The sequence below is a fragment of the Cognatilysobacter bugurensis genome, from assembly GCF_014652095.1.
In the GTDB taxonomy this organism is placed as follows: Bacteria; Pseudomonadota; Gammaproteobacteria; order Xanthomonadales; family Xanthomonadaceae; genus Cognatilysobacter; species Cognatilysobacter bugurensis.
The window spans coordinates 168,202-194,303 of sequence record NZ_BMYD01000002.1; the positions used below are offsets into that span (position 1 = coordinate 168,202).

The 26,102-nt window shown below is 69.4% G+C and carries 23 protein-coding genes; 17 read left to right on the top strand and 6 right to left on the bottom strand.

The features are described from left to right. The first annotated feature begins 80 nt into the window (after nt 1-80). Genes IE075_RS07875 through IE075_RS07890 form a run of 4 tightly spaced genes read left to right on the top strand, consistent with a single transcriptional unit; the run spans nt 81 to nt 4,876 of the window. Entirely contained in the window at nt 81-1,625 is a 1,545-nt protein-coding gene (locus tag IE075_RS07875; RefSeq protein WP_229792404.1) for a tryptophan halogenase family protein, read from the top strand. A 3-nt stretch (nt 1,626-1,628) separates the two neighbouring features. Continuing rightward, entirely contained in the window at nt 1,629-2,339 is a 711-nt protein-coding gene (locus IE075_RS07880; protein ID WP_189455149.1) for a SapC family protein, read from the top strand. Beyond that, nucleotides 2,323-3,339, top strand: a complete 1,017-nt coding sequence (locus IE075_RS07885; RefSeq protein WP_189455151.1) for a cupin-like domain-containing protein — start codon at nt 2,323-2,325, stop codon at nt 3,337-3,339. The genes IE075_RS07880 and IE075_RS07885 overlap by 17 nt, the downstream gene beginning before the upstream one ends. Nucleotides 3,340-3,349: 10 nt before the next feature. Further along, nucleotides 3,350-4,876 carry a tryptophan halogenase family protein gene (locus IE075_RS07890; RefSeq protein ID WP_189455153.1) on the top strand — a complete coding sequence of 509 codons (1,527 nt, stop codon included), beginning with the start codon at nt 3,350-3,352 and terminating at the stop codon, nt 4,874-4,876. Nucleotides 4,877-4,897: 21 nt separating this feature from the next. Here the strand turns inward: IE075_RS07890 and IE075_RS07895 are convergent, their stop codons facing one another. Further along, nucleotides 4,898-5,416, bottom strand: a complete 519-nt coding sequence (locus IE075_RS07895; protein ID WP_189455156.1) for a thermonuclease family protein — start codon at nt 5,414-5,416, stop codon at nt 4,898-4,900. Nucleotides 5,417-5,677: 261 nt separating this feature from the next. Between IE075_RS07895 and IE075_RS07900 the strand changes: the two genes are divergently transcribed. Then, nucleotides 5,678-7,558 (top strand): DUF885 domain-containing protein, encoded by a 1,881-nt coding sequence (locus tag IE075_RS07900; protein WP_189455157.1) that lies wholly within the window; start codon nt 5,678-5,680, stop codon nt 7,556-7,558. A 110-nt stretch (nt 7,559-7,668) separates the two neighbouring features. On the opposite strand, the gene IE075_RS07905 is transcribed toward IE075_RS07900, so the two are convergent. Continuing rightward, on the bottom strand, nt 7,669-9,681 hold the full coding sequence (locus IE075_RS07905) for an alpha/beta hydrolase family protein (protein ID WP_229792405.1): 2,013 nt from the start codon (nt 9,679-9,681) through the stop codon (nt 7,669-7,671). Nucleotides 9,682-9,910: 229 nt separating this feature from the next. On the opposite strand from IE075_RS07905, the gene IE075_RS07910 reads away from it, so the two are divergent. Further along, complete coding sequence (locus IE075_RS07910) at nt 9,911-10,984, top strand: oxidoreductase (protein ID WP_189455160.1); 1,074 nt, start codon at nt 9,911-9,913, stop codon at nt 10,982-10,984. 21 nt (nt 10,985-11,005) lie between these two features. Here the strand turns inward: IE075_RS07910 and IE075_RS07915 are convergent, their stop codons facing one another. Further along, a complete protein-coding gene (locus IE075_RS07915; RefSeq protein ID WP_229792406.1) occupies nt 11,006-11,326 on the bottom strand; it encodes a YkgJ family cysteine cluster protein in 321 nt (106 codons plus the stop codon). Then, complete coding sequence (locus IE075_RS07920) at nt 11,323-11,982, bottom strand: class I SAM-dependent methyltransferase (protein WP_189455161.1); 660 nt, start codon at nt 11,980-11,982, stop codon at nt 11,323-11,325. The genes IE075_RS07915 and IE075_RS07920 overlap by 4 nt, the downstream gene beginning before the upstream one ends. 400 nt (nt 11,983-12,382) lie before the next feature. Between IE075_RS07920 and IE075_RS07925 the strand changes: the two genes are divergently transcribed. The 6 genes from IE075_RS07925 to IE075_RS07950 all read left to right on the top strand — a co-directional run bounded on the left by IE075_RS07925 (nt 12,383) and on the right by IE075_RS07950 (nt 18,585). Next, nucleotides 12,383-12,811, top strand: coding sequence for a DUF2231 domain-containing protein (locus IE075_RS07925; RefSeq protein ID WP_189455163.1), 429 nt, complete (start codon nt 12,383-12,385; stop codon nt 12,809-12,811). Continuing rightward, nucleotides 12,808-14,097, top strand: a complete 1,290-nt coding sequence (locus IE075_RS07930) for a PQQ-dependent sugar dehydrogenase (RefSeq protein WP_189455165.1) — start codon at nt 12,808-12,810, stop codon at nt 14,095-14,097. Before IE075_RS07925 ends, IE075_RS07930 begins: the two co-directional genes overlap by 4 nt. Before the next feature lie 304 nt (nt 14,098-14,401). Next, a complete protein-coding gene (gene coxB, locus IE075_RS07935; protein WP_229792407.1) occupies nt 14,402-15,148 on the top strand; it encodes a cytochrome c oxidase subunit II in 747 nt (248 codons plus the stop codon). Beyond that, nucleotides 15,145-17,664 (top strand): cytochrome c oxidase subunit I, encoded by a 2,520-nt coding sequence (gene ctaD / locus IE075_RS07940; protein WP_189455167.1) that lies wholly within the window; start codon nt 15,145-15,147, stop codon nt 17,662-17,664. The genes coxB and ctaD overlap by 4 nt, the downstream gene beginning before the upstream one ends. Next, nucleotides 17,661-18,047, top strand: coding sequence for a hypothetical protein (locus tag IE075_RS07945; protein WP_189455169.1), 387 nt, complete (start codon nt 17,661-17,663; stop codon nt 18,045-18,047). Before ctaD ends, IE075_RS07945 begins: the two co-directional genes overlap by 4 nt. A 7-nt stretch (nt 18,048-18,054) precedes the next feature. Further along, entirely contained in the window at nt 18,055-18,585 is a 531-nt protein-coding gene (locus IE075_RS07950) for a DUF2231 domain-containing protein (protein ID WP_229792408.1), read from the top strand. Here the strand turns inward: IE075_RS07950 and IE075_RS07955 are convergent. After that, a complete protein-coding gene (locus tag IE075_RS07955) occupies nt 18,582-19,115 on the bottom strand; it encodes a CopD family protein (protein ID WP_189455171.1) in 534 nt (177 codons plus the stop codon). The genes IE075_RS07950 and IE075_RS07955 overlap by 4 nt on opposite strands. 107 nt (nt 19,116-19,222) lie before the next feature. On the opposite strand from IE075_RS07955, the gene IE075_RS07960 reads away from it, so the two are divergent. The 4 genes from IE075_RS07960 (at nt 19,223) to IE075_RS07975 (ending at nt 23,903) form a co-directional block, all read left to right on the top strand. Beyond that, complete coding sequence (locus IE075_RS07960) at nt 19,223-20,095, top strand: cytochrome c oxidase assembly protein (protein WP_229792409.1); 873 nt, start codon at nt 19,223-19,225, stop codon at nt 20,093-20,095. Between the two features lie 125 nt (nt 20,096-20,220). Then, entirely contained in the window at nt 20,221-21,951 is a 1,731-nt protein-coding gene (locus IE075_RS07965) for a sensor domain-containing diguanylate cyclase (RefSeq protein ID WP_189455175.1), read from the top strand. A gap of 85 nt (nt 21,952-22,036) precedes the next feature. After that, a complete protein-coding gene (locus IE075_RS07970) occupies nt 22,037-23,407 on the top strand; it encodes a DUF2254 domain-containing protein (RefSeq protein ID WP_189455177.1) in 1,371 nt (456 codons plus the stop codon). 301 nt (nt 23,408-23,708) lie between these two features. Beyond that, entirely contained in the window at nt 23,709-23,903 is a 195-nt protein-coding gene (locus IE075_RS07975; RefSeq protein ID WP_189455179.1) for a hypothetical protein, read from the top strand. Nucleotides 23,904-24,033: 130 nt separating this feature from the next. Here the strand turns inward: IE075_RS07975 and IE075_RS07980 are convergent, their stop codons facing one another. Continuing rightward, complete coding sequence (locus tag IE075_RS07980) at nt 24,034-24,738, bottom strand: NAD(P)H-binding protein (protein ID WP_189455181.1); 705 nt, start codon at nt 24,736-24,738, stop codon at nt 24,034-24,036. A gap of 161 nt (nt 24,739-24,899) precedes the next feature. Between IE075_RS07980 and IE075_RS07985 the strand changes: the two genes are divergently transcribed. Next, nucleotides 24,900-26,093 carry a sensor domain-containing phosphodiesterase gene (locus IE075_RS07985; protein WP_189455183.1) on the top strand — a complete coding sequence of 398 codons (1,194 nt, stop codon included), beginning with the start codon at nt 24,900-24,902 and terminating at the stop codon, nt 26,091-26,093. Nucleotides 26,094-26,102: the final 9 nt, after the last annotated feature.

Consider the following 26,102-nt stretch of genomic DNA (forward strand, 5'->3'; position numbering starts at 1 on the left):
GCCAATCGCCGGTGGCGTCCGCCGCCGGCGTACAGCGCCCGTCGACGCTCGGCTAGCATGGGGCGATGCCAGGGGATGAGGTGATTCGCGACATCGTGATCGTCGGCGGCGGTTCGGCCGGCTGGCTCACCGCGGCCGTCGTGGCGGCGGCTCACCGCGCGGACACGCCCGGCGGGCTCCGCGTGACCGTGGTCGAGTCGCCGACCGTGGGCGCGATCGGGGTCGGCGAGGGCACGTGGCCGACCATGCGGGACACGCTGCGGGGAATCGGCGTGTCGGAGGCGGATTTCCTGCGCGAGTGCGATGCCTCGTTCAAGCAGGGCTCCGAGTTCCGCGGTTGGGTCACCGGCGCCGCCGACGACCGCTACTTCCACCCGTTCATGCTCCCGCACGGCTACACGCAGGCCGACCTCGTGTCCGGCTGGCTGCAGCGCCACCCGCAGCACGCGTTCGCGCCGCTCGTCAGCGTGCAGCCGCACCTGTGCATGCGCAGCCGCGCGCCGAAGCAGCCGGCCACGCCCGAGTACGCGGCCGTCGCGAATTACGCCTATCACCTCGATGCCGGCCGGTTCGGGGAGTTCCTGCGACGCCACTGCGTCGAGCGCCTCGGTGTCACACACGTGTCCGACCACGTCGTGTCGGTGACCTCGGCCGAGAACGGCGACATCGCGGCAATCGAGCTTGCGCAGCGTGGCTCGCTGAGCGGAGACCTGTTCGTCGACTGCACGGGCATGCAGTCGCTCCTGCTGGGCCGGCATTGCGGCGTCGGCTTCATCGACCAGCAGCACGTGCTGTTCAACGATTGCGCGCTCGCGGTGCAGGTGCCGCACGCGGATGCACGCGCCGAGATTGCGTCGCACACGGTCTCGACCGCACAGCGCAACGGCTGGGTCTGGGACATCGGGCTGCCGACGCGGCGCGGCATCGGCCACGTGTACTCGAGCGCCCACACCGACGACGCGGCGGCCGAAGCCGAGCTGCGCGCATACGTCGCCGCCTCCGGCGGGCCCGATGACATGCCTGCGCCGCGCAAGCTCACGTTCCGGCCCGGCTACCGCGAGCGGTTCTGGCACCGAAACTGCGTGGCGATTGGCCTGTCGGCCGGTTTCATCGAGCCGCTCGAGGCCTCCGCGATCGCGCTCGTTGAATTGTCCGCCGCGATGCTCAGCGAGCAGATGCCGGCCACGCGCGAGGACATGGACCGCGTCGCGCACCGCTTCAACGACAGCTTCCGCTACCGCTGGGAGCGCGTCATCGATTTCCTGAAGCTGCATTACGTGCTGAGCCGGCGCAACGACACCGCGTTCTGGCGCGATCACCGCGCCGACGGCTCCATCCCGGATCGGCTGCACGAGCTGCTCGCGCTGTGGCGGTACCGGTCGCCGTCGCGCTATGACTTCGTGCGCGTCGACGAGGTGTTTCCGTCGGCGAGCTACCAGTACATCCTCTACGGCATGGGCTTCCGCCCCGATGCTGCCGCACGACCGGCACGGCCGGCTGAACTCGACGTCGCCGATGCCCGCTTCCGCGAGGCCGCGGACCTCACCCGCCGCATGCTGGCCGGGCTGCCCGGCCATCGCGACCTCATCACCCACATCACGCAGCACGGGCTGCCGAAGATCTGACCCATGGCCAATGCCGTTCTGCTCAACAACATCGACCACAAGGACCTTCGCGTCGACCTGCGCCGCGTACGCAGCCTCGGCGACGACGTGATGTTCACGCCGACGTTCCCGGGCGAGTTCCGCAACCTGCAGGCGCACTATCCGGTCGTCTTTGCGAAGACGCCCAGCGGTACGTCGTTCCAGCCCGTCGCGTTGTTCGGCCTGCGCGAGGGCCAGAACTTGTTTCTCGGTCCCGACGGTTGGGACGCGACATACGTGCCGCTTGCGATCGAGCGCCAACCGTTCCTGATCGGCCAGGCAAACGGCGAGCCGATGATCCACATCGACCTCGACCACCCGCGCGCCGGCGTGGCCTCGGGCGAGCTGCTGTTTCTCGAGCACGGCGGCACGACCGACACGCTCGAGCGCGTCAGCTCGGTGCTGCTCGCGCTGCATGAGGGTTTCCAGGCGGTGCCGGCGTTCGTCGCGCTGCTCGTCGAGCTCGATCTGCTCGAATCCTTCGTGCTCGACATCGAGTTGAACGACGGCTCGCGCAACCGGCTCGCGGGTTTCTACACGATCAACGAGGATCGGCTCGCGCAGCTCGACGTGGCCGGGCTCGAGCGCCTGCACCGGGCCGGCTGCCTTGAAGCGATCTACATGGCAATGGCATCGCTGTCCAACCTGCGCGCGCTGATCGAGCGCGTGAACCGGCTCGATGTCGCCGATCGCTGAGCGCCGCGTGCACGAGCTGCACGGCGTCGACGCACACGCGCTGCCCGACGAGGTGCTGACCTCGACGCGGCCGCTCGTGCTGCGCGGGCTCGTCGCCCACTGGCCTGCGGTGCGGGCGGCGCAGGCGACGCCCGCGTCCGGCATTGATTACCTGCGGCAATTCGACGTCGGATCGACGGTCGCGGCGATGGTCGGCGCGCCGGACATTGGCGGGCGGTTTTTCTACAACGACGATCTGAGCGGCTTCAATTTCCACATGGAGCGCCCGCCGCTGCGCGCGATGCTCGACGCGCTCGCGCGGCACCTCGACGACGCCGCGCCACCGGCGTTGTACGTCGGCTCGACCACCGTCGACACCTGCCTGCCGGGCTTTCGCGGGGCGAACGACGTCGGCATGGGCGGGCGTGACCCGCTCGTCAGCATCTGGCTCGGCAATCGCACCCGCATCGCCGCGCACCAGGATCTGCCCGACAACCTCGCCTGCGCGGTCGCCGGCCGGCGGCGATTCACGCTGTTCCCACCGGAGCAGCTTGCAAACCTCTACATCGGCCCGCTGGACCTGACGCCCGCCGGGCAGGCAATCAGCGTCGTGGACTTCAAGCAGCCGGACCTCGAGCGTTTCCCGCGGTTCGCGCAGGCACTCGAGCACGCGCAGGTCGCCGATCTCGAACCCGGCGATGCAATCTTCATCCCGAGCATGTGGTGGCACCACGTCGAAGCGCTGGACGCGTTCAACGTGCTCGTCAATTACTGGTGGCGGCAGTCGCCCGCTTACATGGATTCGCCCATGAACGCGCTGATGCTCGCGATCATGAGCGTGCGCGACCTGCCGGACGAGCAGCGGCGCGCGTGGCAGCACGCGTTCGAGCATTACGTCTTCGAAGCCGATGACCGCACGGCTGCGCACATTCCCGAACCGGCGCGCCGCGTGCTCGCCCCGCTGGACGAGGCGCGCGCACGCGAACTGCGTGCGCGCCTGCTCAAGCGGATCAATCGATAGGAGCCTTGCGATGCAGACCGACCCGACGACCGATGTGGCCTCCCAACCCGTCCAGCGCGTCGTCATCGCCGGCGGCGGCACGGCCGGCTGGATGGTGGCCGCGGCTCTTTCGAAAACATTGGGCAAGCGGCTCGACATCAAGCTGATCGAGTCCGACGAGATTTCCACCGTCGGCGTCGGCGAAGCGACGATCCCGACGCTGATGACGTTCCACCGGCTGCTGGAGATCAACGAGCAGGAGTTCATGGCCGCCACGCAGGCGACGTTCAAGCTCGGCATCTCGTTCGAGAACTGGCGCGACGTTGGCGAGGACTACATCCATTCGTTCGGCGTCACCGGCAAGGACCACTGGACCGCGGGGTTCCAGCACTTCTGGCTCAAGGGCCGCGAGCGCGGACTCGCGCGCGACTACGGCGATTACTGCATGGAGCTGCAGGCGGCTGCGGCGCACCGCTTTGCGCATCTGCCGCGCGGCGGCATGAATTACGCGTTCCACATGGACGCGGGCCTCTACGCGCGCTATCTGCGGGGCTTCAGCGAGCGCTTCGGCGTGCAGCGCATCGAGGGCAAGATCGTCGACGTGCAGCGCGACGCCACCGGCACCTCGATCCGCTCGCTGCGGCTCGAATCCGGCGTGGAGCTCGAAGGCGATCTGTTCATCGACTGCACCGGCTTTCGCGCATTGCTGATCGGCCAGACGCTCGGTGTCGATTACGAGGACTGGTCGCAATGGCTGCACTGCGATCGCGCAGTCGCGCTGCAGACCGCGTCGGTGGGGCCCGCCGTGCCGTACACCCGCTCGATCGCGCGTGATGCCGGTTGGCAGTGGCGCATTCCGCTGCAGCACCGCGTCGGCAACGGGTTGGTCTACAGCAGCCGCCACCTCGACGACGACGCGGCAACGCGCACGCTGCTTTCGAACGTCGAGGGCGAGGTGCTGACGCAGCCGCGCGTGATTCGCTTCCAGCCCGGGCAGCGGCGGCAGACCTGGCGCGGCAACTGCGTCGCGATCGGCCTGGCGAGCGGCTTTCTCGAGCCGATCGAGTCGACGAGCATCCACCTGATCCAGCGCGGCATCGTCCGGCTGATGCAGATGTTCCCCGCGGCGGGGATTCGCCAAGTCGACATCGACGAATACAACAATCAAACGCGCGCGGAAATCGAGCACATCCGCGATTTCATCATCCTGCACTACCACGTCACGAATCGGCAGGACACGGCGTTCTGGCGCGGCTGCCGCGAGATGGCGGTGCCGGCGTCGCTGCGGCATCGCATCGAGCTGTTCCGCGAATCGGGCCGCGTGTTCCGGGTACCGAACGAGCTGTTCGCGGAGAACTCGTGGATCCAGGTGATGCTGGGGCAGGGGCTCGTGCCGCGGCAGCACCACCCGGTGGCGGACCTCATGGGCGACGACGAACTGTCCGCGTTCCTCGGGGGAATCCGCTCCGCCGTCCAAGCCACCGTGCAGCGCCTGCCAGCGCACCAGGCCTACGTCGACCAGTACTGCCGCCGAACCGAGGCCGCCGCGGCGGGCTAACGCGGCGGCGGGCAGGTCCGGTCAGGACCGGCGCTTGCGCCGGCTCGCGCGATACTCCCACGGCGTCTGGAACGTGCCGGCATGCATGCCCGCGCCGTCGCGCGCAGCGGCCCGCTCCTCGTCGCCGTACTCGCCCTTGCTGTAGCGCTTGTAGTCCAGCGCCCAGCCACGGCGCACAAGCCACTCGCCGACGTCTTCACCGCCGACCTCGCACTGCGCGACGACGCGGTCGTAGGACTTGCCGCGCCGTTCACAGGTCACCGTGCGAGGGCCGATCCAGTCCGCGAGCGCGTTCGCGGCCTCCGTGCCGCAGCGCCACTCGTCGCCGTCGGGCCGGTGGCAACGCTGCTTGGATTCGGGTGCATCGACGCCCCACAGCCGGATGCGCTGGCCGCGCACCTCAAAGGTGTCGCCGTCGGTGACGGAGGCGCGGCCGACGATGCGCGTGTCATCGCCCGCGTCGAAGCGGAGCAGGTCGTCGCAGCCGGTCAGCAGGCAGGCGGCGAGGGCGACGGTCGGGAGCGCAGGGACACGAAACATGCCGCTCAGGATGAGCTGGGCCACCTGCAGCCGCGGTGATGGCGGGGCGTGGGCGCCGATTGGGCTGTAGCCAGGAGCGCAAGGCATGTCGACGTCGACCCCATCGCACGCCACGCATCGCGCACCGCCCCGACATGCATGGCGTGCCCGTCACCTGCCAAGCCCGTGCTTTTTGCCCAATTCCGACGCTTCACGCCCGCGCTGCGCGCGCGCCGACACCCTCCGGCATGATCGGGCTCTTCCCGGCCCCGGAGCACATCCATGCGTCGTCTGTTGACCGTATCCGCCCTGTCCCTCGCGCTGTGCGCCGCGTGCTCGACCACCGCGCCCACCGCGGACGCGCCTGTCGCGCCTGCGACCGCGGCCGGGTCGGCTGCGACCCAGGCCGGCCCGGCCGCCGAAGACGCGCGGCTCAATGCGTGGTTCGAGCGCAAGTACGAGGAGCAGCTGCAGTTCAACCCAATGCAGATGACGATGCTCGGGCGCAAGGACCGCTACGGCGATCTCGACGACATGTCGCGCGAGGGCGCGGAAAAGCAGCTCGCGTGGCAGGTCGCTGCGCTCGAAGAGATGAAGTCGACGTTCGATTACGACGCGCTCGGCCCGGATGCCAAGCTGTCGTGGGATCTGTTCGAGTACCAGACGCAGGCCGCGCAAGCCGCGCACCGCTTCGCCGACCATGCGTATCCGTTCGAGCAGATGGGCGGCGCGCAGTCGTTCCTGCCGACGTTCCTCATCAACTTCCACAAGGTCGAGGACGAGTCCGACTACCTCGCCTACGTCTCGCGCCTGCGCGAGGTGCCGCGCGCGTTCGGCCAGCTCATGGCGCAGGTCAAGCGCTCGGCGGAGATGGGCATCCGCCCGCCGCGCTTCGCGCACGAAGGGGTGATCGAGCAGGCCGGCAAGGTCATCGCCGGCGCGCCGTTCACCAAGGGCAAGGACAGCGCGCTGTGGGCCGACGCGCAGGCCAAGGCCGATGCGCTGGTCAAGGCCGGCAAGATCGACGCCAAGCGCGCGGCCGAGCTCAAGGCGCAGGCGCGCGCTGCGCTCGTCGAGGCGGTGCAGCCCGCGTTTTCAGACGTGATCGCCTGGTACAAGGCCGACCTCAAGAATGCAGCGGTGAATCCGTCGGGCGTGGGCGCGCGCCACCCGAACGGTGAGGCGTACTACGCCGAGCGCTTGCGCGCGTCGACCACGACTGGCATGACGCCGGACGAGGTGCATCGCCTCGGGCTGGCCGAAGTCGCGCGGCTGCGCGGCGAGATGGAGGCGCTCAAGGAGAAGGTCGGCTTTAAGGGCGATCTGAAGGCGTTCTTCGAGTTCATGCGCACCGACCGGCAGTTCAAGTACCCGAACACCGACGCGGGCCGACAGGCCTACATCGACGACGCGACCAAGGCGATCGCGACGATCAAGCAGCAACTGCCGAACTACTTCGGCCTGTTGCCGAAGGCGGACCTCGTGGTCAAGCGCGTCGAGCCGTTCCGCGAGGTCGCCGGCGCCGCCCAGCACTACTACCCGAGCACGCCGGATGGCAGCCGGCCGGGCGTGTATTACGCGCATCTGTCCGACATGGAAGCGATGCCGAAGACCGAACTCGAGGTCATCGCGTACCACGAGGGCCTGCCGGGCCACCACATGCAGATCGCAATCGCACAGGAGCTCGAGGGCGTGCCGGAGTTCCGCAAGCACGCGGGCTTCAATGCGTATTCCGAAGGCTGGGCGTTGTATTCGGAGTGGCTCGCACGCGAGATGCCGGGCACGTACACCGACCCGTATTCCGAATACGGCCGCCTGACCTCGGAGATGTGGCGCGCGATCCGCCTCGTCGTCGACACCGGACTGCATGCGAAGGGCTGGACGCAGCAGCAGGCGGTCGACTATTTCGCGCAGAACAGCTCGATCCCGCGCCCCGCGATCGAGGCCGAAGTGCGCCGTTACATCACCTGGCCGGGCCAGGCGACGGGCTACAAGATCGGCATGATCAAGATCCAGGAGCTGCGCCGCAAAGCCGAGGCCGAGCTCGGCGACCGCTTCGACATTCGCGGCTTCCACGATGCCGTGCTCGGCGGCGGCGCAATGCCGCTGACGCTGCTCGAACGCCGCGTGGACCGCTGGATCGAGACGCGCAAGCAGGGTTGATGCTCACCCGCGCGCCGTGTCCATGGCGGCGCGCGGGGCGGGCCGTGTCGGATGACCGGCCCGCCGATGATGCGCCGCTCGCCCGCAGGCGAACGGATTGAACGGGCGGCTCAGCCGCCGGCCGCTGTACGAGCCGGTTGGCTTGCCGCCGCAGTCGCCGTGGCGCCGCCGAGGTGGCGGGCCAGGAAATCGAGCAAGCGCGTGTAGTACGTGCGGCGGTTGTCCTTGGCGTAAAAGCCATGGCCTTCGCTTGCCACGTACAGCGTCTCGACCGACTTGTCCGCGCTGCGGAGCGCGCGTTCCATCTTCTTCGTGTGCGAAATAGGCGCGACAAGATCCTCGCCGCCCGCCACCAGCAGGACCGGGGCGCGGATCTGCTCGGCCATGTGGATCGGCGAGCGTGCCTTGAGCGAGTCGCGCTCGCCCATCCAGTCGTTGGCCCAGGACTGCATCCACCGCGCCGTGCGGGTCCGGTCGCGATGCAGCGCTTCGAGGTCGTACACACCGACATAGCCGACCGCGCAGCGGTACAGCTCCGGTTCGCGGGCCACGCCCATCAGCGCCGCGTAACCGCCGTAGCTCGCACCCACGATGCAGATGCGCTTGCCGTCCGCGATGCCCTGCTCGATGGCCCAGCGGGTCGCGTCGGTCAGATCGTCCTGCATGCGCGCGCCCCATTCGCGCGCGCCGGCCCGCTGGAACGCGATGCCGTAATTGCTTGAGCCGCGGTAGTTGACGCGCAGGACGGCATAACCGGCCTCGGCCAGCAGGTGGGCGTCTTCATCGAACGACAGCTTGTCGAACACGCCGAAAGGCCCACCGTGGGGCATCAGTACCAGCGGCCAGGGGCCATCCGGGCCAGCGCCGCGCGGCGGCGTGAGGTAGCCGCGCAGCGTGAGACCGTCGCGCGCCTTGATCTCCACGGCCCGGGTTGCGGGCAGCTGCGCGGGATCGAACCACTCGCGGGCGACGAACAAGCCTTTCGCCGTCAGCGCCTTCGTGTCGAACAGGTAGGTGTCACCCGGTGTGCGGTCGTTCCAGACCTGGACCAGCGCCTGCTGGCCGCCATTGGTGTACGAGGTGATCGTCACCGCCGCGTCGGCGAATGCCTTGCCGAGCGCGCCGTAAATACGGGCTGTGTCGGTGGTTTCGTCGAACAGCCGGGTGCGCACGTTCGCGTCCATATACTGCATGCCGATCAGCGTCCGACCATCGGGTGCGTACACCGGTTCATACGGATCGACCGTGCTGTCGCGCTGGATCTCGGTGCGCACGCCGGTGCGCGTGTTCCATGCGACGACGGCGTCGGGCCCCTGGGGTTGCGGGACCTGCAGATACGCGGTCACGCCGTCGCCGGCGAAGCCCAGCGCCGACTCGGCGCGGCCGCTTTCGGCCTCGTCGTTGATCAGGCGCCATTCGCCCGCATCGCTGTCGCGATAGAACAGCTTCAGGGCGTTGTCGTCGCGCCGCCCTGCGGCAAACCGCACCCGGCCGGCCACGTCTGTGACGAATCGGGCACGCCGCACGGGCGCGCTGGCGACGACTGATCGGCGGCCGGTGTACACGTCGAGTTTCTCGACGCGGGTCTTCGGGTCGACGCCCATGTCCCAGGCCGCGATCAGCACGTGGGCGGGATCTGCGGGCAGCGGATCGATCAGCGACGCCATTTCCCATGGACCCGTATCGCCGTACACGTGGACCAGCCCGGGCTCGGCTCTCGGACCGACGAGCGTCTTGACGCGGCCGCCGTCCACCCCGAGTGCGTACAACATGCCGGTGGCGTACAGCTGGTCGCTGGTGCCGAAGCGCTCGGCCGTCGAGAGCACCACGCGATCGGGCTTGGCCCACCAGAACTCATCCACCTGCGCGTGCTTCTCGCTCTGCGCACCGCCGACCACTTTGTTGTCGGCACGCCGGATGATCACCAGCCCACCGCGGTCCTCGAACTCCACCGTGGCCGCGTAGTACTGCCCGTCCGGAGAGATCTTGATGCGCCCGTAGCCGTCCCGACGCAGGTAGTGTTCCAGGTTGACTGGCGCCGCGGCCTGCACCGGCATGGCGACCGGCACCAGCCCGATGGCGCCAAGCAGCAGGCCGAGCACTGCCACACGTTTGATGTCCATTGGCGCCTCCCCGCGCATCCTGGGCCGCGAAGTGTACGTGCCGCGGGCGGTCGACCCCCGCCGGCGATCACGATTCAGCGACGTTTGCGCCTGGCGGGCGGTCAGTCCGGGCAGAGCCGGCGACGTGCCGTGCAGCGGCGCTGGCGAGACGTCAGCCGCAGCGCGCAACCCGGTGACGCGTCATGCAGCACACTCGCGCCCCTGCATGCACGAGTGCGAGATTGAAGCGATGAGCCAGCGCAAAGGGATCCGGGTGGCCCTGATCGGCTACGGTTTTGCCGGCCGGACGTTCCATGCGCCGCTTATCGCGGCGGTGCCGGCGCTGTCGCTCACCGTCGTCGCATCGAGCGATGCCACGCGCGTGCATGCGGACCTGCCGCGCGTCGAAGTCATGGCCGACCCAATGCTTGCCGTGCAGTCGGACGAGGTCGACCTCGTCGTGATCGCGACGCCGAACGAGAGCCACTTCGCGCTGGCCCAAGCGGCACTGCAGGCCGGCAAGCACGTGGTCGTCGACAAGCCGATGACCCCAAGCCTGCGCGAAGCGCGCGAGCTCGTCGCACTCGCGACGCAGTGCGAACGGATGCTCGCCGTGTTTCACAACCGTCGCTGGGACAGCGATTTCCTCTCGATCCGCGATGCGATCGCGGCCGGGCGCGTCGGTCACGTCGTGCACGTGGAGGCGCGTTGGGAACGTTTTCGTCCCGACGTGCGCGAGCGCTGGCGGGAGCGGCCCGGCCCTGCGAGCGGGGTGTGGTGGGATCTTGGGCCCCACCTGGTCGACCAGGCGCTGCAGCTGTTGGGACGCCCCGACGCGGTGCAGGCCGACATGGCGATGCAGCGCGACGGCACGGCGACGGATGACTGGGCGCACGTGGTGCTGTCGTTCGGCCGTGTCCGCGCAGTGCTGCACGCGGCGATGGTCGCCGCCGCGCCGGGGGCGCGCTTCACCGTGCACGGCACGCGCGGCAGCCTGGTCAAGGCCGGGGCAGACCGGCAGGAGACACAGCTGATCGACGGCCTGCGGCCTGGAGACGAGGCCTGGGGCATCGATCCGGACGAGCTGCACTGGCACCGCGACGACGGAAGCATCGAAACGCTGCCGGCCGCACGTGGCGACCAGTCGCGCTTCTACGCCGGTGTCGCCGATGCGCTGCTCCGCGGCGCGCAGCCGCCGGTGCTGCCGACGCAGGCGCTCGAGGTGATGGCAGTGATGGAAGCGGCGAGGAGATCGGCGGAGCAGGGGCGCGTGGTGCCGCTGGACGAGGTCGTCGACGAACGTTTGTCCAACGCCGCCCGTTGAGGCGGCGCAGCGTCAAACGGATCAGCGCAGCAACAGCGGAATCTCGCGCGCGTAGTGCGTGGCGTACTCCTCGCGCACCTCGCGGCAGTACGGCCCGCCCATCGCGAACTTCCGGCAGATCGCCGGCCGCGTTTCATAGATCGAGCAGCACATGCGCGCGCTGTCGATCGCCACGCACCAGCCGTCCTCGTCGCGCGCCATGACCGGCAGGCCCTCGTCGGTGAGCTCGGTCAAGTGCTCGGGCACGCGATCGCCAGGCAACAGCACGACCGTCAGCCGGCAGCACACCGCATCGCAGGCGCTGCATTCGACGTCGGGCGGATCGACCGGGCGCGCGCTCACGCGGCCTCCCGGCGGTAGTGCAAGGTGCGCACGCGATCGCCCGAAGGCGCATCGCGGTCGGCCGCATGCGGGCCCGGCTGCAGGACGAATCCATCGGTCGCGAGACGCGCGGTGAGCCGCGCACTGTGGCCGCGGCCCGGATCGGTGACGACGACTTCGGCGGCCGGCTGCGCGCAGCGCTCGATGACCTCGGCGATCAGCTCGACCTGGCCACGCTCGTACAGCACGTCGCTCGCGATGATCACATCGAACCGGCCGAGCGTCGGCAGCGCCACGTCCCAACGCAACTGTCGGTAATGCACGGCCGGCAGCGCATTGAGCGCGGCGTTGTACGCGAGGAACGGCTCGGCCTGCGGGTGGATGTCGGAGGCCACCACGTCGGCGCCGCGGCGCTGCAGCACCAGGCTCGCAAGCCCGATGCCGCATCCGAGTTCGAGGATGCGCTTGCCGGCGAAGTCGAAACCGTGCATCGCCTCGGCGAGCCGCTGGCCGGCCGGCCACACCTGGCCGAACAGGCTCCATTGCGCGGACGAAATGCCCAGCGCCGCCGCATGGCCGTCGGGATCGCCGAACTGCTGCAGGTCGGTGAGCACGCGGAGACGATAGGGCTGGCCGCTGACGTCCAGCAGCACATCACGGGTCGAAAAACCTGGCACGTAGACGTCCGGCAGTGCGCGCCATCACGACGGCACGGAATGAAAAGGAAGCGAACGGCCCCAGGGGCCAGAACAGAGCGCGCGACGGGGCGGCGAGCGCAGCCATCCTACGCGGCGCGGCAGGGCGACGCCGTTTCGTACGGCCGCTTCTTGGCGGCGCGTTCATGCCGGTGACCCGGCCGGCGGATCGCGACCATTGCAATCCACGCGAGCGTTGATCGCGCAAACCGGCGCGTCATCGGAGCCGCGGACCGCCTGTCGTCACTGCGCCTTCGCGCTTCCTCGACTCCGATCGTGTTCAGGTTGCGTAACCGTTGCAAAACGCATGCAGGTCCTCACTGCCACGCCCGCGGTTGTTTGCGCCGGGTGCGGCGATCGCCCACGCCTTAGGAGAACGCCCATGGCGGCCACGGTCAATCGAACCGCATCGCTCACGCTGCACCCGCTGCATGCGGTGCTGCTCGCGTCGACACTCCCGTTGTTTCTCGGCGCGTTGCTCACCGACATCGCGTACGCGAAGACCTACCACGTGCAATGGACGAACTTCGCGTCATGGCTGGTGCTTGCCGGCGTCATGCTTGCCGGGCTCGTGCTGGTCGTGGCGATCGTCGGCCTGCTGCGCTCGCATCGACGCGATGCCCGCTCGATCGCATATGTCGCGCTGGTGTTCGCGCTGTTCGTGCTCGGCCTCATCAACTCGCTGGTCCACGCGAAAGACGCATGGGCGGCCATGCCGGGCGGCCTGGTGCTGTCGGCCGTGACACTGTTGCTTGCAGTGGCCGCGACATGGCTCGGGTTCGCGCACCGCCACACGGGAGACGTCGCATGAAGCGCCTGCGCTTGCTGACGCTCGCAGCGCTCGTCGCTGCACTTGCGGCCTGCGGCGGCGATGCCCCGCCGATCGACGTCGGCCCGGACCCACGTCTGCCCGAGCCGCAGCGCGGCCTGGTGCCGGGCATGAACATCGCGGATCCGGTGAAGTGGGGCGATCAGCGCCCGGTCGTGCCGACTGGCTACCGCATCGATGCGATCGCGACCGACCTCAAGATCCCGCGGCAGACGCTGCTGCTGCCAAACGGCGACATCCTCGTGGCCGAGGGCAAGGGTGGCAACGCGCCGGCGCTCAAGCCCAAGGACATCCTCGCGGGCTTCGCGATTTCCCAGGGCACGAGCTCGGTGAAGGGCGGCGACCGGCTCACCCTGCTGCGCGATGCTGACAACGACGGGCGCTACGAAGGCCGCTGGGTGTTTGCCGACAACCTCAATGCGCCCTACGGTCTTGCGCTGATCGGCAACCGGCTGTTCGTCGCGAACCAGGACGCGGTGGTGCGCTTCGATTACCAGCCGGGCCAGACGCGCGCGAGCGGCCCGCCGGTCAAGCTCACCGACCTGCCCTCGGAGATCAACCACCACTGGACGAAGGCGATGACGGCGAGCGCCGACGGGCGCTACCTGTATGTCGGCATCGGCTCGAACAGCAACATCACCGAGCGCGGCATGACCGCCGAGGCCGATCGCGCGTTGATCTGGCAGATCGACGCCGAGACCGGCATGCACAAGACCTATGCGTCGGGGCTGCGCAACCCGACCGCGCTTGCGATCCAGCCCGGCAGCGGGCAGCTGTGGGCGGTGGTCAACGAGCGCGACGAACTCGGCCCGAACCTCGTGCCGGACTACCTCACCTCCGTGCGCGAGGGGGCCTTCTACGGCTGGCCGTACAGCTACTGGGGCCAGCACGTCGACCCGCGCGTGCGGCCGCAAAAGCCCGAGAAAGTGGCCGCGGCGATCAAGCCCGACTACAGCCTCGGCTCGCATGTCGCCCCGTTGGGGCTGGATTTCTCGACGCCCGCGATGGGCGCGCGCTTTGCCGAAGGCGCGTTCGTCGGCGAGCACGGCAGCTGGAACCGGGAAACCCCGGTCGGCTACCGCGTCGTCTTCGTGCCGTTCCGAGGCGGCCGACCGGCCGGTGAGGCGGTCGACTTCATCACCGGCTTCATGGGCGAGGACGGCAAGACGCGCGGCCGTCCGGTCGGCGTCACGGTCGACCCGCGCGGCGCGCTCATCGTGGCCGACGACCTGTCGAGCACGATCTGGCGGGTCACGCCGGCGCGGTGAGCGAATTCGCAGGCAGAGAGGGCCGGGCCCCGCAGCGCGGTCGCGTCGCGCTGAAACTGCGACGGTGCACATGGGCCGACCGCGTGCGGGGCGCTGGCCGGTCGCGGACGACCCCATGCGCCGCACCGGCAACGCCGGCTGCGGCGTGCAGAGGTGGCCGCATGGCGCCGCAGGTGGACGGAGGTCGAGTCAGCTCGACCCTTCTGCGCGAGTATTCCGGCGGCGCGCGGCGACCGCGCGCCGCAGCGGTTTCATCGCCCTGATGGGTCAGCACCGTTCCCGGTTTGCCGCCCCTGAGGGTCGCATGCGCATGGCGCCGGCCCGTCCCATCGCCCGCCTGCGCACGCTCTGCATGCTGGCCGGCCTCGCGCCGGCGACGGGGTGCAGCGGCGTGCAGTCAATGCTGGACCCGGCCGGTCCGGCCGCGGAGCGTATCGCGCACGTGTGGTGGTGGATGGCGGGCGGCGCGACGTTCGTGCTTGGCCTCGTGCTTGCGCTGCTGGCATGGGCACTGCTGAGGCCTCGGCACCGGCTCGCGCCCGAACGCGGCATGCGGTTGATCGTCGCCGGTGGCATCGTGCTGCCGGTCACCCTGCTGTTCGTACTGCTCGTGTTTGGCACGCGCATCGGGCATGCCGTGAAAACGCTCGGTGGCCGACCGGCACACGTCGTCGAGGTCGAGGGCCGCCAGTGGGCGTGGACGTTCGGCTACCTCGACGCGCAAGGGCGCGTCGTCGCAACCACGGCTGACCGCCTGGTCATGCCGCTCGGGCGTGTCGTCGAATTCCGCATTCGCTCGCGCGACGTGATCCACAGCTTCTGGATCCCGCGCCTCGGCGGCAAGGTGGACGCGATTCCCGGGCACACGACGTGGCTGCGCCTGCGCGCGGACCGCATCGGGCCCATTCGCGGCCAGTGCGCGGAGTTCTGCGGACTGCGCCATGCGCACATGGCGTTCGACGTCGATGTAATGCCGGCGTCCGCGTTCGATCGCTGGCTGGTGGAGCAGGGCGACGCGCCCGGCAGCGGCATCGAGGCGCAGGTGCCATGAGCACGGCGCGTCCCGGAGCGATGGATACGGACGGGCGCCTCGCTCAGCTCACGCGTGTCTGGAAAAACGGCCCGGGCATCCGCGGCGGGTTCACCGCCGTCAACCACAGCACGGTCGGCCTGCGCTTCATCGTCACCGGCTTTGCGTTCCTGCTCATCGGCGGGTTGCTCGCGATGTTCATCCGCCTGCAGCTCGCGTGGCCCGGCAACGAGGTGCTCGACCCGCAGCGCTACAACCAGTTCGTGACCATGCACGGCACGACGATGATGTTCCTGTTCGCGGTGCCGATCATGGAAGGCTTCGCGATGTACCTGATCCCGAAGATGCTCGGCGCACGCGACATGCCGCTGCCGCGCGTGGGCGCGTTCGGGTACTGGTGTTACCTCTTCGGCGGGATCTTCCTCTACACGAGCTTCCTGTTCGGCGCGGCGCCGGACACGGGCTGGTACATGTACGTGCCGCTGACCGACAAGACCTACAGCCCGGGCCTGGGCGTGGATTTCTGGCTGCTCGGCGTGACGTTCGCCGAGATTGCCGCGGTGACCGGCGCGATCGGCCTCATCAGCTCGATCCTGCTCACGCGCGCACCGGGGATGGGCATCCAGCGCATGCCGCTGTTCGCGTGGTACATGCTCGTCACCGCGTTCATGATCGCGTTCGGCTTTCCGCCATTGATCCTCGGCAGCGTGCTGCTCGAGATCCAGCGTGCGTTCGACTTCGCGTTCTTCGACCCCGGCCGCGGCGGCGACCCGCTGCTGTGGCAGCACCTGTTCTGGCTGTTCGGGCACCCCGAGGTGTACGTGATCTTCTTGCCGGCCGCAGGCGTGATCTCGTCACTGATCCCTACGTTCGCGCGGCGCCCGATCGTCGCGTATCGCTGGATCGTGCTCGCGGTGATCACGCTGGGCTTCTTGAGCTTCGGGCTGTGGGTACACCACATGTTCGCGGTTGGCATTCCGCTGCTGTCGTTGAGCTTCTTCAGTGCAGCCAGCATGGCCGTCGCGATTCCGACCGGCATCCAGATCTTCGCGTGGCTCGCGACGCTGTGGGCCGGCAAGCCGTGGCTGCGCGTGCCGATGCTCTACATCGTCAGCTTTTTCTTCATCTTCGTGCTCGGCGGGCTCACGGGGGTGATGCTCGCGCTCGTGCCGTTCGACTGGCAGGTGCACGACACGCATTTCGTCGTCGCGCATTTCCACTACGTGCTGATCGGCGGGCTGATGTTTCCGTTGTTCGCGGGACTGTATTACTGGCTGCCGCTGGTGAGCGGGCGCATGCCATCGGAAAGCCTGAGCCGCAGCGCGTTCTGGCTGGTGTTCATCGGCTTCAACCTGACATTCCTGCCGATGCACCTCACCGGCATGGCCGGGATGCCCCGGCGCGTGTACACCTACGTGCCGGAGCTCGGGGTCTCATGGCTCAATCTGGTATCGACCGCGGCCGGGTTCGTGCTGGCGGTGGGGATCGTCGCGATCCTCATCGACGTGGCGTTGTGTTTCCGCTACGGACGGCCGGCGACCCGCAACCCGTGGCATGCGACCACACTGGAATGGGCGGTGCCGGTGCCGGTGCCGATGTACAACTTCGCGTCGGTGCCCACGGTCACGAGCGCGTGCCCGCTCTGGGACCGGCCGCAGCTGATGGAGGAGGTCGCACGCCCGGACGGCCTGTTGGCCGACGCCTCGCACGGGCGTCGCGAGTTGCTCGGCACGCACCTGTTGTCAGCCGAGCCCGAACAGGTGATCCGTATTTCAGGCTCGAGCGCGGTCCCGCTGGTCGCGGCGCTGTCGATCGCCGCGTTGCTTGCCGCGTTTCTCGGCAAGCAGTACGTGCTGGCGGCTATTGCGCTGTTGCCGATGCTCGCAGCGTTCGGCCACTGGCTGTGGACCACGGGCGACCGTCGCGCGCCGGTGCAGCTGCAGGCAGCGCCGGGCCTCACGTTGCCCGTGCAATCGGCCGCGCGCAATGCGCCGGGCTGGTGGGCGCTGGTCATCGCTTTGCTCATCGACGGCTCCCTGTTCGCGTCGCTGGTGTTCTCGTACTTCTATCTGTGGCTCGGTGCCGAGTCATGGCCGCCTGCGTCCGGGGGCATCGGCGCGATCGCCGTGCCGCTGCTCGCGCTGGTGACGCTTGCGGCTGCGGTGCCGGCGACGCTGATTGCGCGACGTGCAAATGCGCGTGGCCACGATGCGTCATTCCGGATGGCGACCGCGATCGCAGGCATCACGGGCGCTGCGTTCATCGCCCTGCATGCGGTCGCGCTCGCGCCTGCGCTCGGCGCGCCGCAGGTGAGCGCCTATGCCTCGGTGACGTGGACACTGGCGGGATTCCATGCCGTGCATGTCGCGCTCGGTGTGCTGATCAACGCCTTCGTCTGGATGCGGTCGCGCCGTCGCCACCTCGACGCCCACCGCCCGCTCGAGGCGCGCATTGCGACCGCGTACTGGCTTTACGTCGCCGGCCAGGGCGCGATCGCGTGGGCCGTGCTGCATCTGTTCCCGAGGACGCTCGAGTGACGCGTTTAGCGCCGTCGCGGCTGGCCGGCATGGCCGCGCCGATGGTCGTGTGGGCGGTGCACTTCGTGCTGGTGTACAGCCTGACCGGCTTGGCCTGCGCGGACGCGTGGAAGGCGACCGAATGGCTCGGCGTGCGGCGGCTGATCTGGGCGCTGCTGCTGTGGAGCGCGGTCGCGCTGGCATTGATCGCATGGCTCGGCCAGCGGGCGCGACGCATGCAGCACCGGATCGCGCGCGACATCGAAGCCGCAGACGACGCGCGACGTCGCGAGCTTGAGCGCCAGTGCTTTGCAGCGCGGATGACATCGCTGCTCGCGCTGCTCGCGGCCGTTGCGGTCGCGTTCACTGCGGTGCCGATGTTCGTCCTGCCCGATTGCACCTGAGGTCGCCGTGTTCAGACGCAAACGTCCCACATCCGAGCAGCAATTCACGCGCAAGATTCCGAGCCGCGTGGCGTTCCGCCAGCACCCGATTCACCCGATGCTCGTCGTCTTTCCAATCGCATTCCTGGCCTCCGTGCCGGCCGCCGATCTTGCATTCGTGTTGCTGCACGACGTGCGTTGGGCACAGCTGGCGTTCGTGCTCAACATTGCCGGGCTCGCGACCGGGCTGCTTGCGGCGGCGTTCGGGCTCGGCGATTTCCTGCTCGTGCGTGAGATCCGCAACCACATCTCGGCCTGGAGTCACGCGGTGGTCGCGGTGATGCTGCTTGCGCTCGCGGCCGCGGGCGTATGGCTGCGCTGGCCCGATCCGATCCGCGCGGTGTGGCCGTGGGGCCTGCTGCTGTCGTCGGCGACCGGGCCCGTGGTCGCCGCGGCCGGCTGGCTCGGCGGCACGCTGAGTTTCCGGCACGGCATCGGCGTCTACGGCGAAGACCACGCGCCGCGCGAAGCGCCTCCGGACGGGCCGGCCGAAGGCTAGGGCGCCCGAGTCCCGGGCATCGGGGCCGCCGCTTCGGGCGGTGCCGGCAACGGTGGCAGCGTGCGCGGCTTCGCACCGGTCAGCGCCGCAATCGCGAGCAGCAGCACCAGCGGCAGCGCCCCAAGTGCGCGGTAGAAGCCCGAGCCGTGGCGGTCGCGGCCGTGCTCCAGTGCGAACATCACCACGCCGAGATACAGGTGCACGGCCACGGCGGCCAGCACGACGAGCAGCTTCATGAGCAGCCATGCGCCGCTGGGCCCGGTGGCGATGAGCGCGATGCCGAACGCGATCGTGAGCAAACCGGCCGGCGACATCAGGCGGAAATACAGGGCGCCGGCCACGGGCACGAAGAAGTCGAGTTCGGCGTCGCGCTCGCCGCGGTGCCGTGCGACGAACAGGCGCGGCAAGAAGAACAGGCCGGTGAACCAGACGCTCATCGCAGCGATGTGGCCGACCTTGAGCCAGAACTCCACGCAGGCCTCCGGGGTTGGGCGGACCGGCCCACTGTAGATCGCGCTGCGCAAGCGCATGTGACCGCTCGCGACACGCCCTCGCACGGGCGTTTGCTAGCGTCGATGCGATGGGCCACCGACGCCACCGAGATCGGACGATCCGCGCCGCGGCCTGCGTCATCGCAATGCCCGGTGTCGTGCTCGCGCACGGCGGTGAGCATGCGCCGCGCTTGTCCGACGCGTGGTCGCTGTCGCCGTGGCTGCTCGTTCCGGCCGTGATCGCGCTTGCCGGCTATGTGCTCGGTGTCACGCGGCTGTGGCGGCGCGCTGGCATCGGGCGCGGCATCGCGCGGCGTGAAGCGACTGCGTTTGCAGGCGGTGTGGCGGCGCTGTTCGCCGCGCTCGTATGGCCGCTGGATGCGCTCGGCGAGTGGTCACTCGCGGCGCACATGGCCCAGCACATGGTGCTGCTCGCGCTCGCTCCGCCGCTGGTGATGCTCGGCCGGCCGGGTGCGGCGCTCGCGCACGCGGTTCCCACCAATGTCGCGGTTGCAGCGCGGCGCATCATCGCGCCCGTGCACACCCGGGCCGCGAAGGCCCTTGCCGCGGCAACGGGCGCGCAGGTCGCGGTCATGGGACTGTGGCACCTGCCGGCGGCGACCGCGGCCGCGTTGGCGCACGAAGCCGTGCACTGGGCGATGCACGCGAGTTTCCTGCTCGCGGGCCTGTGGTTCTGGGCCGCGATGGTGCATCGCATCCGCGATCGCGACACCGGCGTCGGTGGCGCGCTTGTCGCCGTGGTCGTCGTCATGATGCAGATGGGCTTCGTCGGCGCCCTGCTGACGTTCGCACCGCAACCGCTGTACGCCACGTATCTGCCGCGCGCGCCTGCGCTCGGGCTTGATCCGATGACCGACCAGCAGCTTGCCGGGCTGCTGATGTGGGTCCCTGCAAGCGTGCCGTATCTGGTCGGGGGTCTGTGGCTGCTGGCGGCTTGGTTCGCGCGTGCCGCAAAAGGTGCATCACGCCGGTCAGCGGCGCCCGCAACGCCGCGCTAAGCGCGACGCACGTCACGTGTCGCATGGCCGAACGACGTGGCTGCCATGCACGCGCAGCCGGTCGTGCTTCAGCCACAGGCGGGGTGGTCGATAATCGAGCCACTCTCCGTGTGTGCTCGGCCCGCATGACCGCCTCTTCCGACCGCACGGACCCTGTGCATTGCACACCGTTGTCCGCGGCCCGCACGCGGCTTCGAAGCCGGTTCACCCGGCTGATCGTCGGTGCCGTCGCGCTGCCGGCCGTGCTGCTCGGTGCGCTGCAGCTCGCGACCGAGCACCGCTCCGAGCGCGAGCACCTGCGTGCGCAGCTGCGGGTGACGACGCGCCTCGCCGCGACGTCGACCGACCAGTTCATCAACGCGCACGCGGCCGGCGTGGCGCTGCTCGCCGACACCGCGGCCGCGCACCGCGAAACGCCCGATCTCGCGCGGCTTCGCGCGCGCTACCCCGCGTTCCTCACTGCGCTGACCGCCGACGCCGACGGGATGATCGTCGAGCTGCAGCCGCCAGTGCGGGGCGACCATCGCGGGCAGAGCGTCGCCGACCGTGACTATTTCCGCGTGCCGGCCGTGACCGGCCAGCCCTACGTGTCGAACGCGTTCATCGGCCGCGCCGACGACAAGGACCCGCTCGTGGGCGTGTCGGCGCCGATGCACGTCGACGGCCGCTTCGTCGGCATCGTCGAAGGCTCCATCCGCATCGACCGCTTCACCACGCTGCGCTCGGCCGTGCTGCGCGAACGCGGCCAGGAAATGCTCATCGTCGATCGCGACGGGAAGGTGATCCACGCGAGCGAGGGGCTGCCGTTCCGCTTCCTGCAGCCGCTCGCGGATGCAGCGTTCCTCGCCGACGCCGAACTCGACGACGGAGTCGGCCCGACGCGCCTGCACAAGAGCGTGCTGCGCAACGGCGGCGATGCCTGGGCCGCGATGACGCAGCTCAGGTCGGGCTGGCGCGTCGTGCTGTTCGCCCCGACGCAGCCGCTGGTGGCCGACCTGCAACGCCGCGCGATCACGCTGGCCGCGCTCGTGCTGTTTGCGGTGCTCGGTGCGCTCTTGGTCGCGCGCTGGCAGCTGGGCCGGCTCGCGCGTGCAACCGGCGCCGTGCTCGACGCGATGCGCGCCTTGGCCACCGACGGCCGTGCCGCGCGCTGGCAGCCCGATGACATCCCGCGCGAGTTGCGGCCGGTTGCCGACGCGATCGGCGAGCTCGTGCTGCGCTTCAACGCGACGAGCGCGCAACTGCGCGAGGCGCTCACGCGGCAGTCCGCGCTTGCCGACTCGCTCCGGCGCACCGTCGAGTCGCACGAGCGCGACATCGCCGAGCGCACCGCGCGCCTGCAGGCCGCGAACACCGAACTCGAACGCCTGAGCCAGACCGATGCGCTCACCGGCGCGCTCAACGTGCGCGGCTTCCATGCCTGGGTCGAAAACCACACCCGGGACGGCGCGCTGACGGTGTCGGCGGCGGTGATCATGCTCGACCTCGACCACTTCAAGGCCTACAACGACGCCTACGGCCACCCGGCCGGCGACCGCGTGCTGCGCCGCGTCGCGGCCGCCGCGCAGGCTGCCCTGCGCGACAGCGCCGACCGCCTCGCGCGCACGGGCGGGGAGGAGTTCGCCGTCGTGCTGCCCGGCGCCGATCTGGGCACCGCGCGCGCGGTCGCCGAGCGCATGCGCGAAGCCGTGCAGGCGCTTTCGATCCCCCACGAGGTCGCCGCGACCGGCCGGCTCACGATCAGCCTCGGCATCGTCGCGGCCGAGGCGGGCGAGTTGCTCGACTCGGTCCTACAACACGCGGACGACGCGCTGTACCGCGCCAAGCGCGGCGGCCGGGACCGCGTGACGGGTTAGCCGCAGCGACTCGCTGCTCACCGGCGATCGCGCCTACTGCGCACCTCGACGGCCGTGCGCTTGCGGCCGCGCAGGTGGAGATGCAATGGCGGCTGTGTCGGCCCTGGGCCGTTTGAAGTGGATCAGCATCAGCGTGCGCTCGAGCTTCTGGTTCGTGCCGGTGGTGCTCGTGCTCGTATCGATCGCGCTCGCGCTTGGGCTGGTCGAGATCGGCGAGCCCGCCAACCGCGCGATGGCCAAGCGGTGGCCGCGCATGTTCGCGGCCGAGGCCGAAGGCTCGCGCGCCATGCTGTCGGCGATCGCGACCTCGATGATCACCGTCGCCGGCGTGGTCTTTTCGATCACGATCGTCGCGCTTGCGCAGGCCGCCTCGCTGTACACATCGCGCGTGCTGCGCAACTTCATGCGTGACCGGTTGAACCAGGTCGTCCTCGGTGTGTTCCTCGGCGTGTTCGCGTATTGCATCGTCGTGCTGCGCACGATCAGCGGCAGTGGCGAGGGCTCGTTCGTGCCGGCGATCGCGGTGTTCACCGGTCTGGTGCTCTCGCTCATCGCGATCGGCTTTCTGATCGTCTTCATCCACCACGTATCGACCACGATCCAGGCCGCGGAGATCGCACGCTCGGTGATGCACGAGACCTGCGAGGCGATCGAACGCCTGTTCCCGCACGAGATGGGCCTGGAAGCCGAACAGCCGCCTCCGCCGCAGGCGCATCCCGACCGCGACGCGCAGTGGTACCCGGTGCCCGCCACCGAGACCGGCTACATCCAGAGCGTGCAACCCGATTCGCTGCTCGCGTTCGCGGTCGAGCACGACGTGCTCGTGCGCATGGAGGCCGTGGTCGGCGACTTCGTGGTCGAAGGCCGCACGCTCGCGCACATCGCAGGCGTAGCGCCGCCGGACGCGCGCTTCGTCCGTGCATTCAATGCGCTGTACGCGGTCGACGGATTCCGCACCACCGACCAGGACCCGGTGTTCGGCTTCCGCCAGCTCGTCGACATCGCGCTCAAGGCGCTGTCGCCGGGCATCAACGACACCACGACGGCGGTGACCTGCCTCGACCACCTGTCCGCGCTGCTGCAGCGCGCTGCGCAGCGGCGGCCCGAGTCGCCGTACCGCGCCCAAGACAGCCGCCTGCGCGTCATCGCGCCGGGGCCGGAGTTCGCGGACCTCGCCGACCTGGCGCTCGGCCAGATCCTCGAGAACGCCGAGGGCAACACCGTGGTGCTCATGCGCCTGCTGCGCGTGGTCGAGGACGTGGCGGCGGTGACGCAGTCGCCTGCCCGTCGCGAGGTGCTCGCGGCCCGCGTCGACGTGATCGAGGAGGTCGCGCACCGCACGGCGAAGTCCACGCATGCGCGCAGGCAGATCGATGACGCGATCCGCGAAGCGCGCGCGGCCTGCGCAGGCGAAAAGCAGGGCCAACCGCCAGCTCGAGGGGTGAGCGCAGGCTGATCGGATCGAGTACCCCAGACGTCGAACCTCGTCCGGGCCCGCGGGTCGAGCCTGCTTGCAGGTGGGCGGACGCACCGGCCACACGGGAAACCATCGCCGTGATCGCAGCGCTGCGCCGTTGGAAGCCGCGCCCGCTCCGATCACAACGCCAGCGAGAGCGACCGAAAGGGGCCCACGACCGCATCGGCGCGCGCCAATCTTCGCTGGATAACGCAATGCTCATGCGCGGGTCACCCGGTGTAACGGCGGCGTTGGACACGCTGCCGATGTCCCCCGACGCCGATTCGACCGAGGAGTCCCTATGAACCCCAACGACAAGAACCTGCCGGACCGCGACGCGTCGAGCACGAGCGGCCGCGAACGCGATCAGGAGCAGCTCGACCGCCGCTCGCACGGCGGCACGCAGAACGGCAGCACGCAGACCGCGCGTGAGCACCATCTGTCCGAACGTGAGCAGCGCTCGAGCCGCGACACGGAGCCGGGCCCGGATCGCTGAGGCGGGGAACGCGCTACGACAAGCGCGCTGATCCGCACGGTGCTTCCGCTTACGGTGGACGCCGTGCGGCAGTGTGACCGCGTCATCGCGCTTGCGCCGCAAGCGAGGTGACGCGCGTTGCGCTGACCGATCACGCGGTGTCTCCTGCTGCGCCTCCGCCGACCACCTCGATGCCGCGCGAAGCCACTTCGGCTTGGGTCGGACCATTGCCTTGGGCGTACGCGACCATGGCAGCGGCCACCGCATCGGCGTGTACCGGTCGGTAGCGCTGCAGCGGGCCGCGCATCAGCGGCCGCAATCGCGTGAGCACGGCCGCGGCCATGCGCTCGCCGGGTCGGCGGTCCATCCGGTCGCCCAGCAGCAGTGAGGGCCGCAGTGCGGTCCATCGCGCCAGCGGTAAAGACGCGATCGCCTGCTCGGCCTGGCCCTTGATCCGCGGGTAAAACGCGCGTGAGTTCGGATCGGCCCCGATCGACGACACCCACAGGAAGTGTCCGGCGCGCGCCTGCGCAGCCAGCCGGGCGGCCTCGACGACGTAGTCGAGATCGACGCGCCGGAACGCCTCACGACTGCCGGCCTGCCGGATTGTGGTGCCCAGGCAGCAGAACACGTGATCGACGGCGAACGCCCGTGCGTGGTCGGCCAACCCGTCGAACCCCGTCACCGTGACCTGCAGCTTTGCGTGCGCGGCCGCCAGTGGGCGGCGAGCGATGACGTGCAACGCGTCGTAGCGCTCATCCGTAAGCAGGCGCTGCACCAACGCTGAGCCGACCAGGCCGGTTGCACCGAGCACGAGCGCCCTGCGGGCTTTGGGGTCATTGGGTATCGAGGGCATTGGGGTTCATTCTGACCCTGAAAGCTTCAGCGTAGCCCCGCGGTTTATTTGACGACGCGTGGCGGTCCGCCGCGCGAGCGCGAGCTTTGCCATTCGACACGGGTGCCACGCACTCGGCTGTCGTATGGTGGGTGTGTCGTAGCCACTACCACGGCCTTTCAATGGATCTGACCGGACCGTCACCGCTCGCGCTGCTCGACGAAGCAGGCACCGCGTTCGTAAACCGCATCGTGGCCGCCGCACGCGGCTACCTCGGCGCATACGTGAGTTTTCTTACCGAAGTCGTCGGCAACGAGAAGGTGATCCGCTACGTCGACGGGCCCGCCGACGCGTTTGGCCTCCCCGTCGGCGCCCGGTTCGTACTCGAGGACAGCTACTGCCACCGCGTGTTGCAGGGCACGATCCCGGAGGCGATCTACGACGTGCGCCACGACGCACGCGCGCTTGCGATCCCGCTGACCCAGGTGCTGGGTATCGAGGCCTACATGGGCGTGCAGGTCAGTGCGCCCGGCGGGCGCGCGCTGGGCACGCTGTGCTGCGTGAACTTCGACGGCGACCCGTCGCGCCGCGAGCGCGACCTGGGCTTCATGCACTTTCTGGCCGGTCTGGTCGGCGCGCAACTCGAGGACGCGCTGCATGGGATCGAGCGCCGGCGCGAGCGGCATGACGCGGTACAGGCCGTGCTCGACGCGGGCGGGCCGCGCATGGTGTTCCAGCCGATCGTCTCGCCCGCCACCGCGGAGCTCGTCGGTGCGGAGGCACTCGCGCGGTTCGATGCGCCCACGCATCGCGGTCCTGACGTCTGGTTCCGAGAAGCCTGGGATGTCGGCCTGGGCGTGGAACTGGAACTCGCCGCCGTACGGAACGCGTTGCCGGCGCTCGCGCAACTGCCGCCGCACGCGTTTCTGTCGATCAACGCCTCCCCGTGCACGATCGCCGATCCGCGCTTCATCGACGCGATCGTCGGCGTCGCGTCAGAGCGAATCGTTGTCGAGATCACGGAGCACGCCGTAGTGGAAGACTACGCGCCGCTCGTGGACGCGGTCGCACGCGTTCGACGTGCAGGCGTGCGCATCGCGATCGACGACGTCGGCGCCGGCTACGCGAGCCTGCGCCACGTGCTGTGGGTGGCGCCGGACATCGTCAAGCTCGACATGAGCCTGACCCGCGGCATCGACGTCGACCCGGTCAAGCAGGCGCTCGCAAGCGGATTGATGGCTTTCGCCGCCCGCACGCAATTCATGGTCGTCGCGGAAGGTGTCGAAACCGCGGCCGAGGCCGATGCCCTGCGTGAGGTGGGTGTGCGGTTCGGACAGGGCTATCTGTTCGCGAGGCCGGGGCCGTTGCTGCATTGAGCGCAGCCG

Excerpts from the sequence above, each read along its gene's own strand:
- IE075_RS07880 (WP_189455149.1), top strand. The coding sequence starts at position 1,629 with ATGGCCAATGCCGTTCTGCTCAACAACATCGACCACAAGGACCTTCGC.
- IE075_RS07885 (WP_189455151.1), top strand. The coding sequence starts at position 2,323 with ATGTCGCCGATCGCTGAGCGCCGCGTGCACGAGCTGCACGGCGTCGAC.
- IE075_RS07890 (WP_189455153.1), top strand. The coding sequence starts at position 3,350 with ATGCAGACCGACCCGACGACCGATGTGGCCTCCCAACCCGTCCAGCGC.
- IE075_RS07895 (WP_189455156.1), bottom strand. The coding sequence starts at position 5,416 with ATGTTTCGTGTCCCTGCGCTCCCGACCGTCGCCCTCGCCGCCTGCCTG.
- IE075_RS07900 (WP_189455157.1), top strand. The coding sequence starts at position 5,678 with ATGCGTCGTCTGTTGACCGTATCCGCCCTGTCCCTCGCGCTGTGCGCC.
- IE075_RS07905 (WP_229792405.1), bottom strand. The coding sequence starts at position 9,681 with ATGGACATCAAACGTGTGGCAGTGCTCGGCCTGCTGCTTGGCGCCATC.
- IE075_RS07910 (WP_189455160.1), top strand. The coding sequence starts at position 9,911 with ATGAGCCAGCGCAAAGGGATCCGGGTGGCCCTGATCGGCTACGGTTTT.
- IE075_RS07925 (WP_189455163.1), top strand. The coding sequence starts at position 12,383 with ATGGCGGCCACGGTCAATCGAACCGCATCGCTCACGCTGCACCCGCTG.
- IE075_RS07930 (WP_189455165.1), top strand. The coding sequence starts at position 12,808 with ATGAAGCGCCTGCGCTTGCTGACGCTCGCAGCGCTCGTCGCTGCACTT.
- coxB (WP_229792407.1), top strand. The coding sequence starts at position 14,402 with ATGCGCATGGCGCCGGCCCGTCCCATCGCCCGCCTGCGCACGCTCTGC.
- ctaD (WP_189455167.1), top strand. The coding sequence starts at position 15,145 with ATGAGCACGGCGCGTCCCGGAGCGATGGATACGGACGGGCGCCTCGCT.
- IE075_RS07955 (WP_189455171.1), bottom strand. The coding sequence starts at position 19,115 with ATGCGCTTGCGCAGCGCGATCTACAGTGGGCCGGTCCGCCCAACCCCG.
- IE075_RS07960 (WP_229792409.1), top strand. The coding sequence starts at position 19,223 with ATGCCCGGTGTCGTGCTCGCGCACGGCGGTGAGCATGCGCCGCGCTTG.
- IE075_RS07965 (WP_189455175.1), top strand. The coding sequence starts at position 20,221 with ATGACCGCCTCTTCCGACCGCACGGACCCTGTGCATTGCACACCGTTG.
- IE075_RS07970 (WP_189455177.1), top strand. The coding sequence starts at position 22,037 with ATGGCGGCTGTGTCGGCCCTGGGCCGTTTGAAGTGGATCAGCATCAGC.
- IE075_RS07975 (WP_189455179.1), top strand. The coding sequence starts at position 23,709 with ATGAACCCCAACGACAAGAACCTGCCGGACCGCGACGCGTCGAGCACG.
- IE075_RS07980 (WP_189455181.1), bottom strand. The coding sequence starts at position 24,738 with ATGCCCTCGATACCCAATGACCCCAAAGCCCGCAGGGCGCTCGTGCTC.
- IE075_RS07985 (WP_189455183.1), top strand. The coding sequence starts at position 24,900 with ATGGATCTGACCGGACCGTCACCGCTCGCGCTGCTCGACGAAGCAGGC.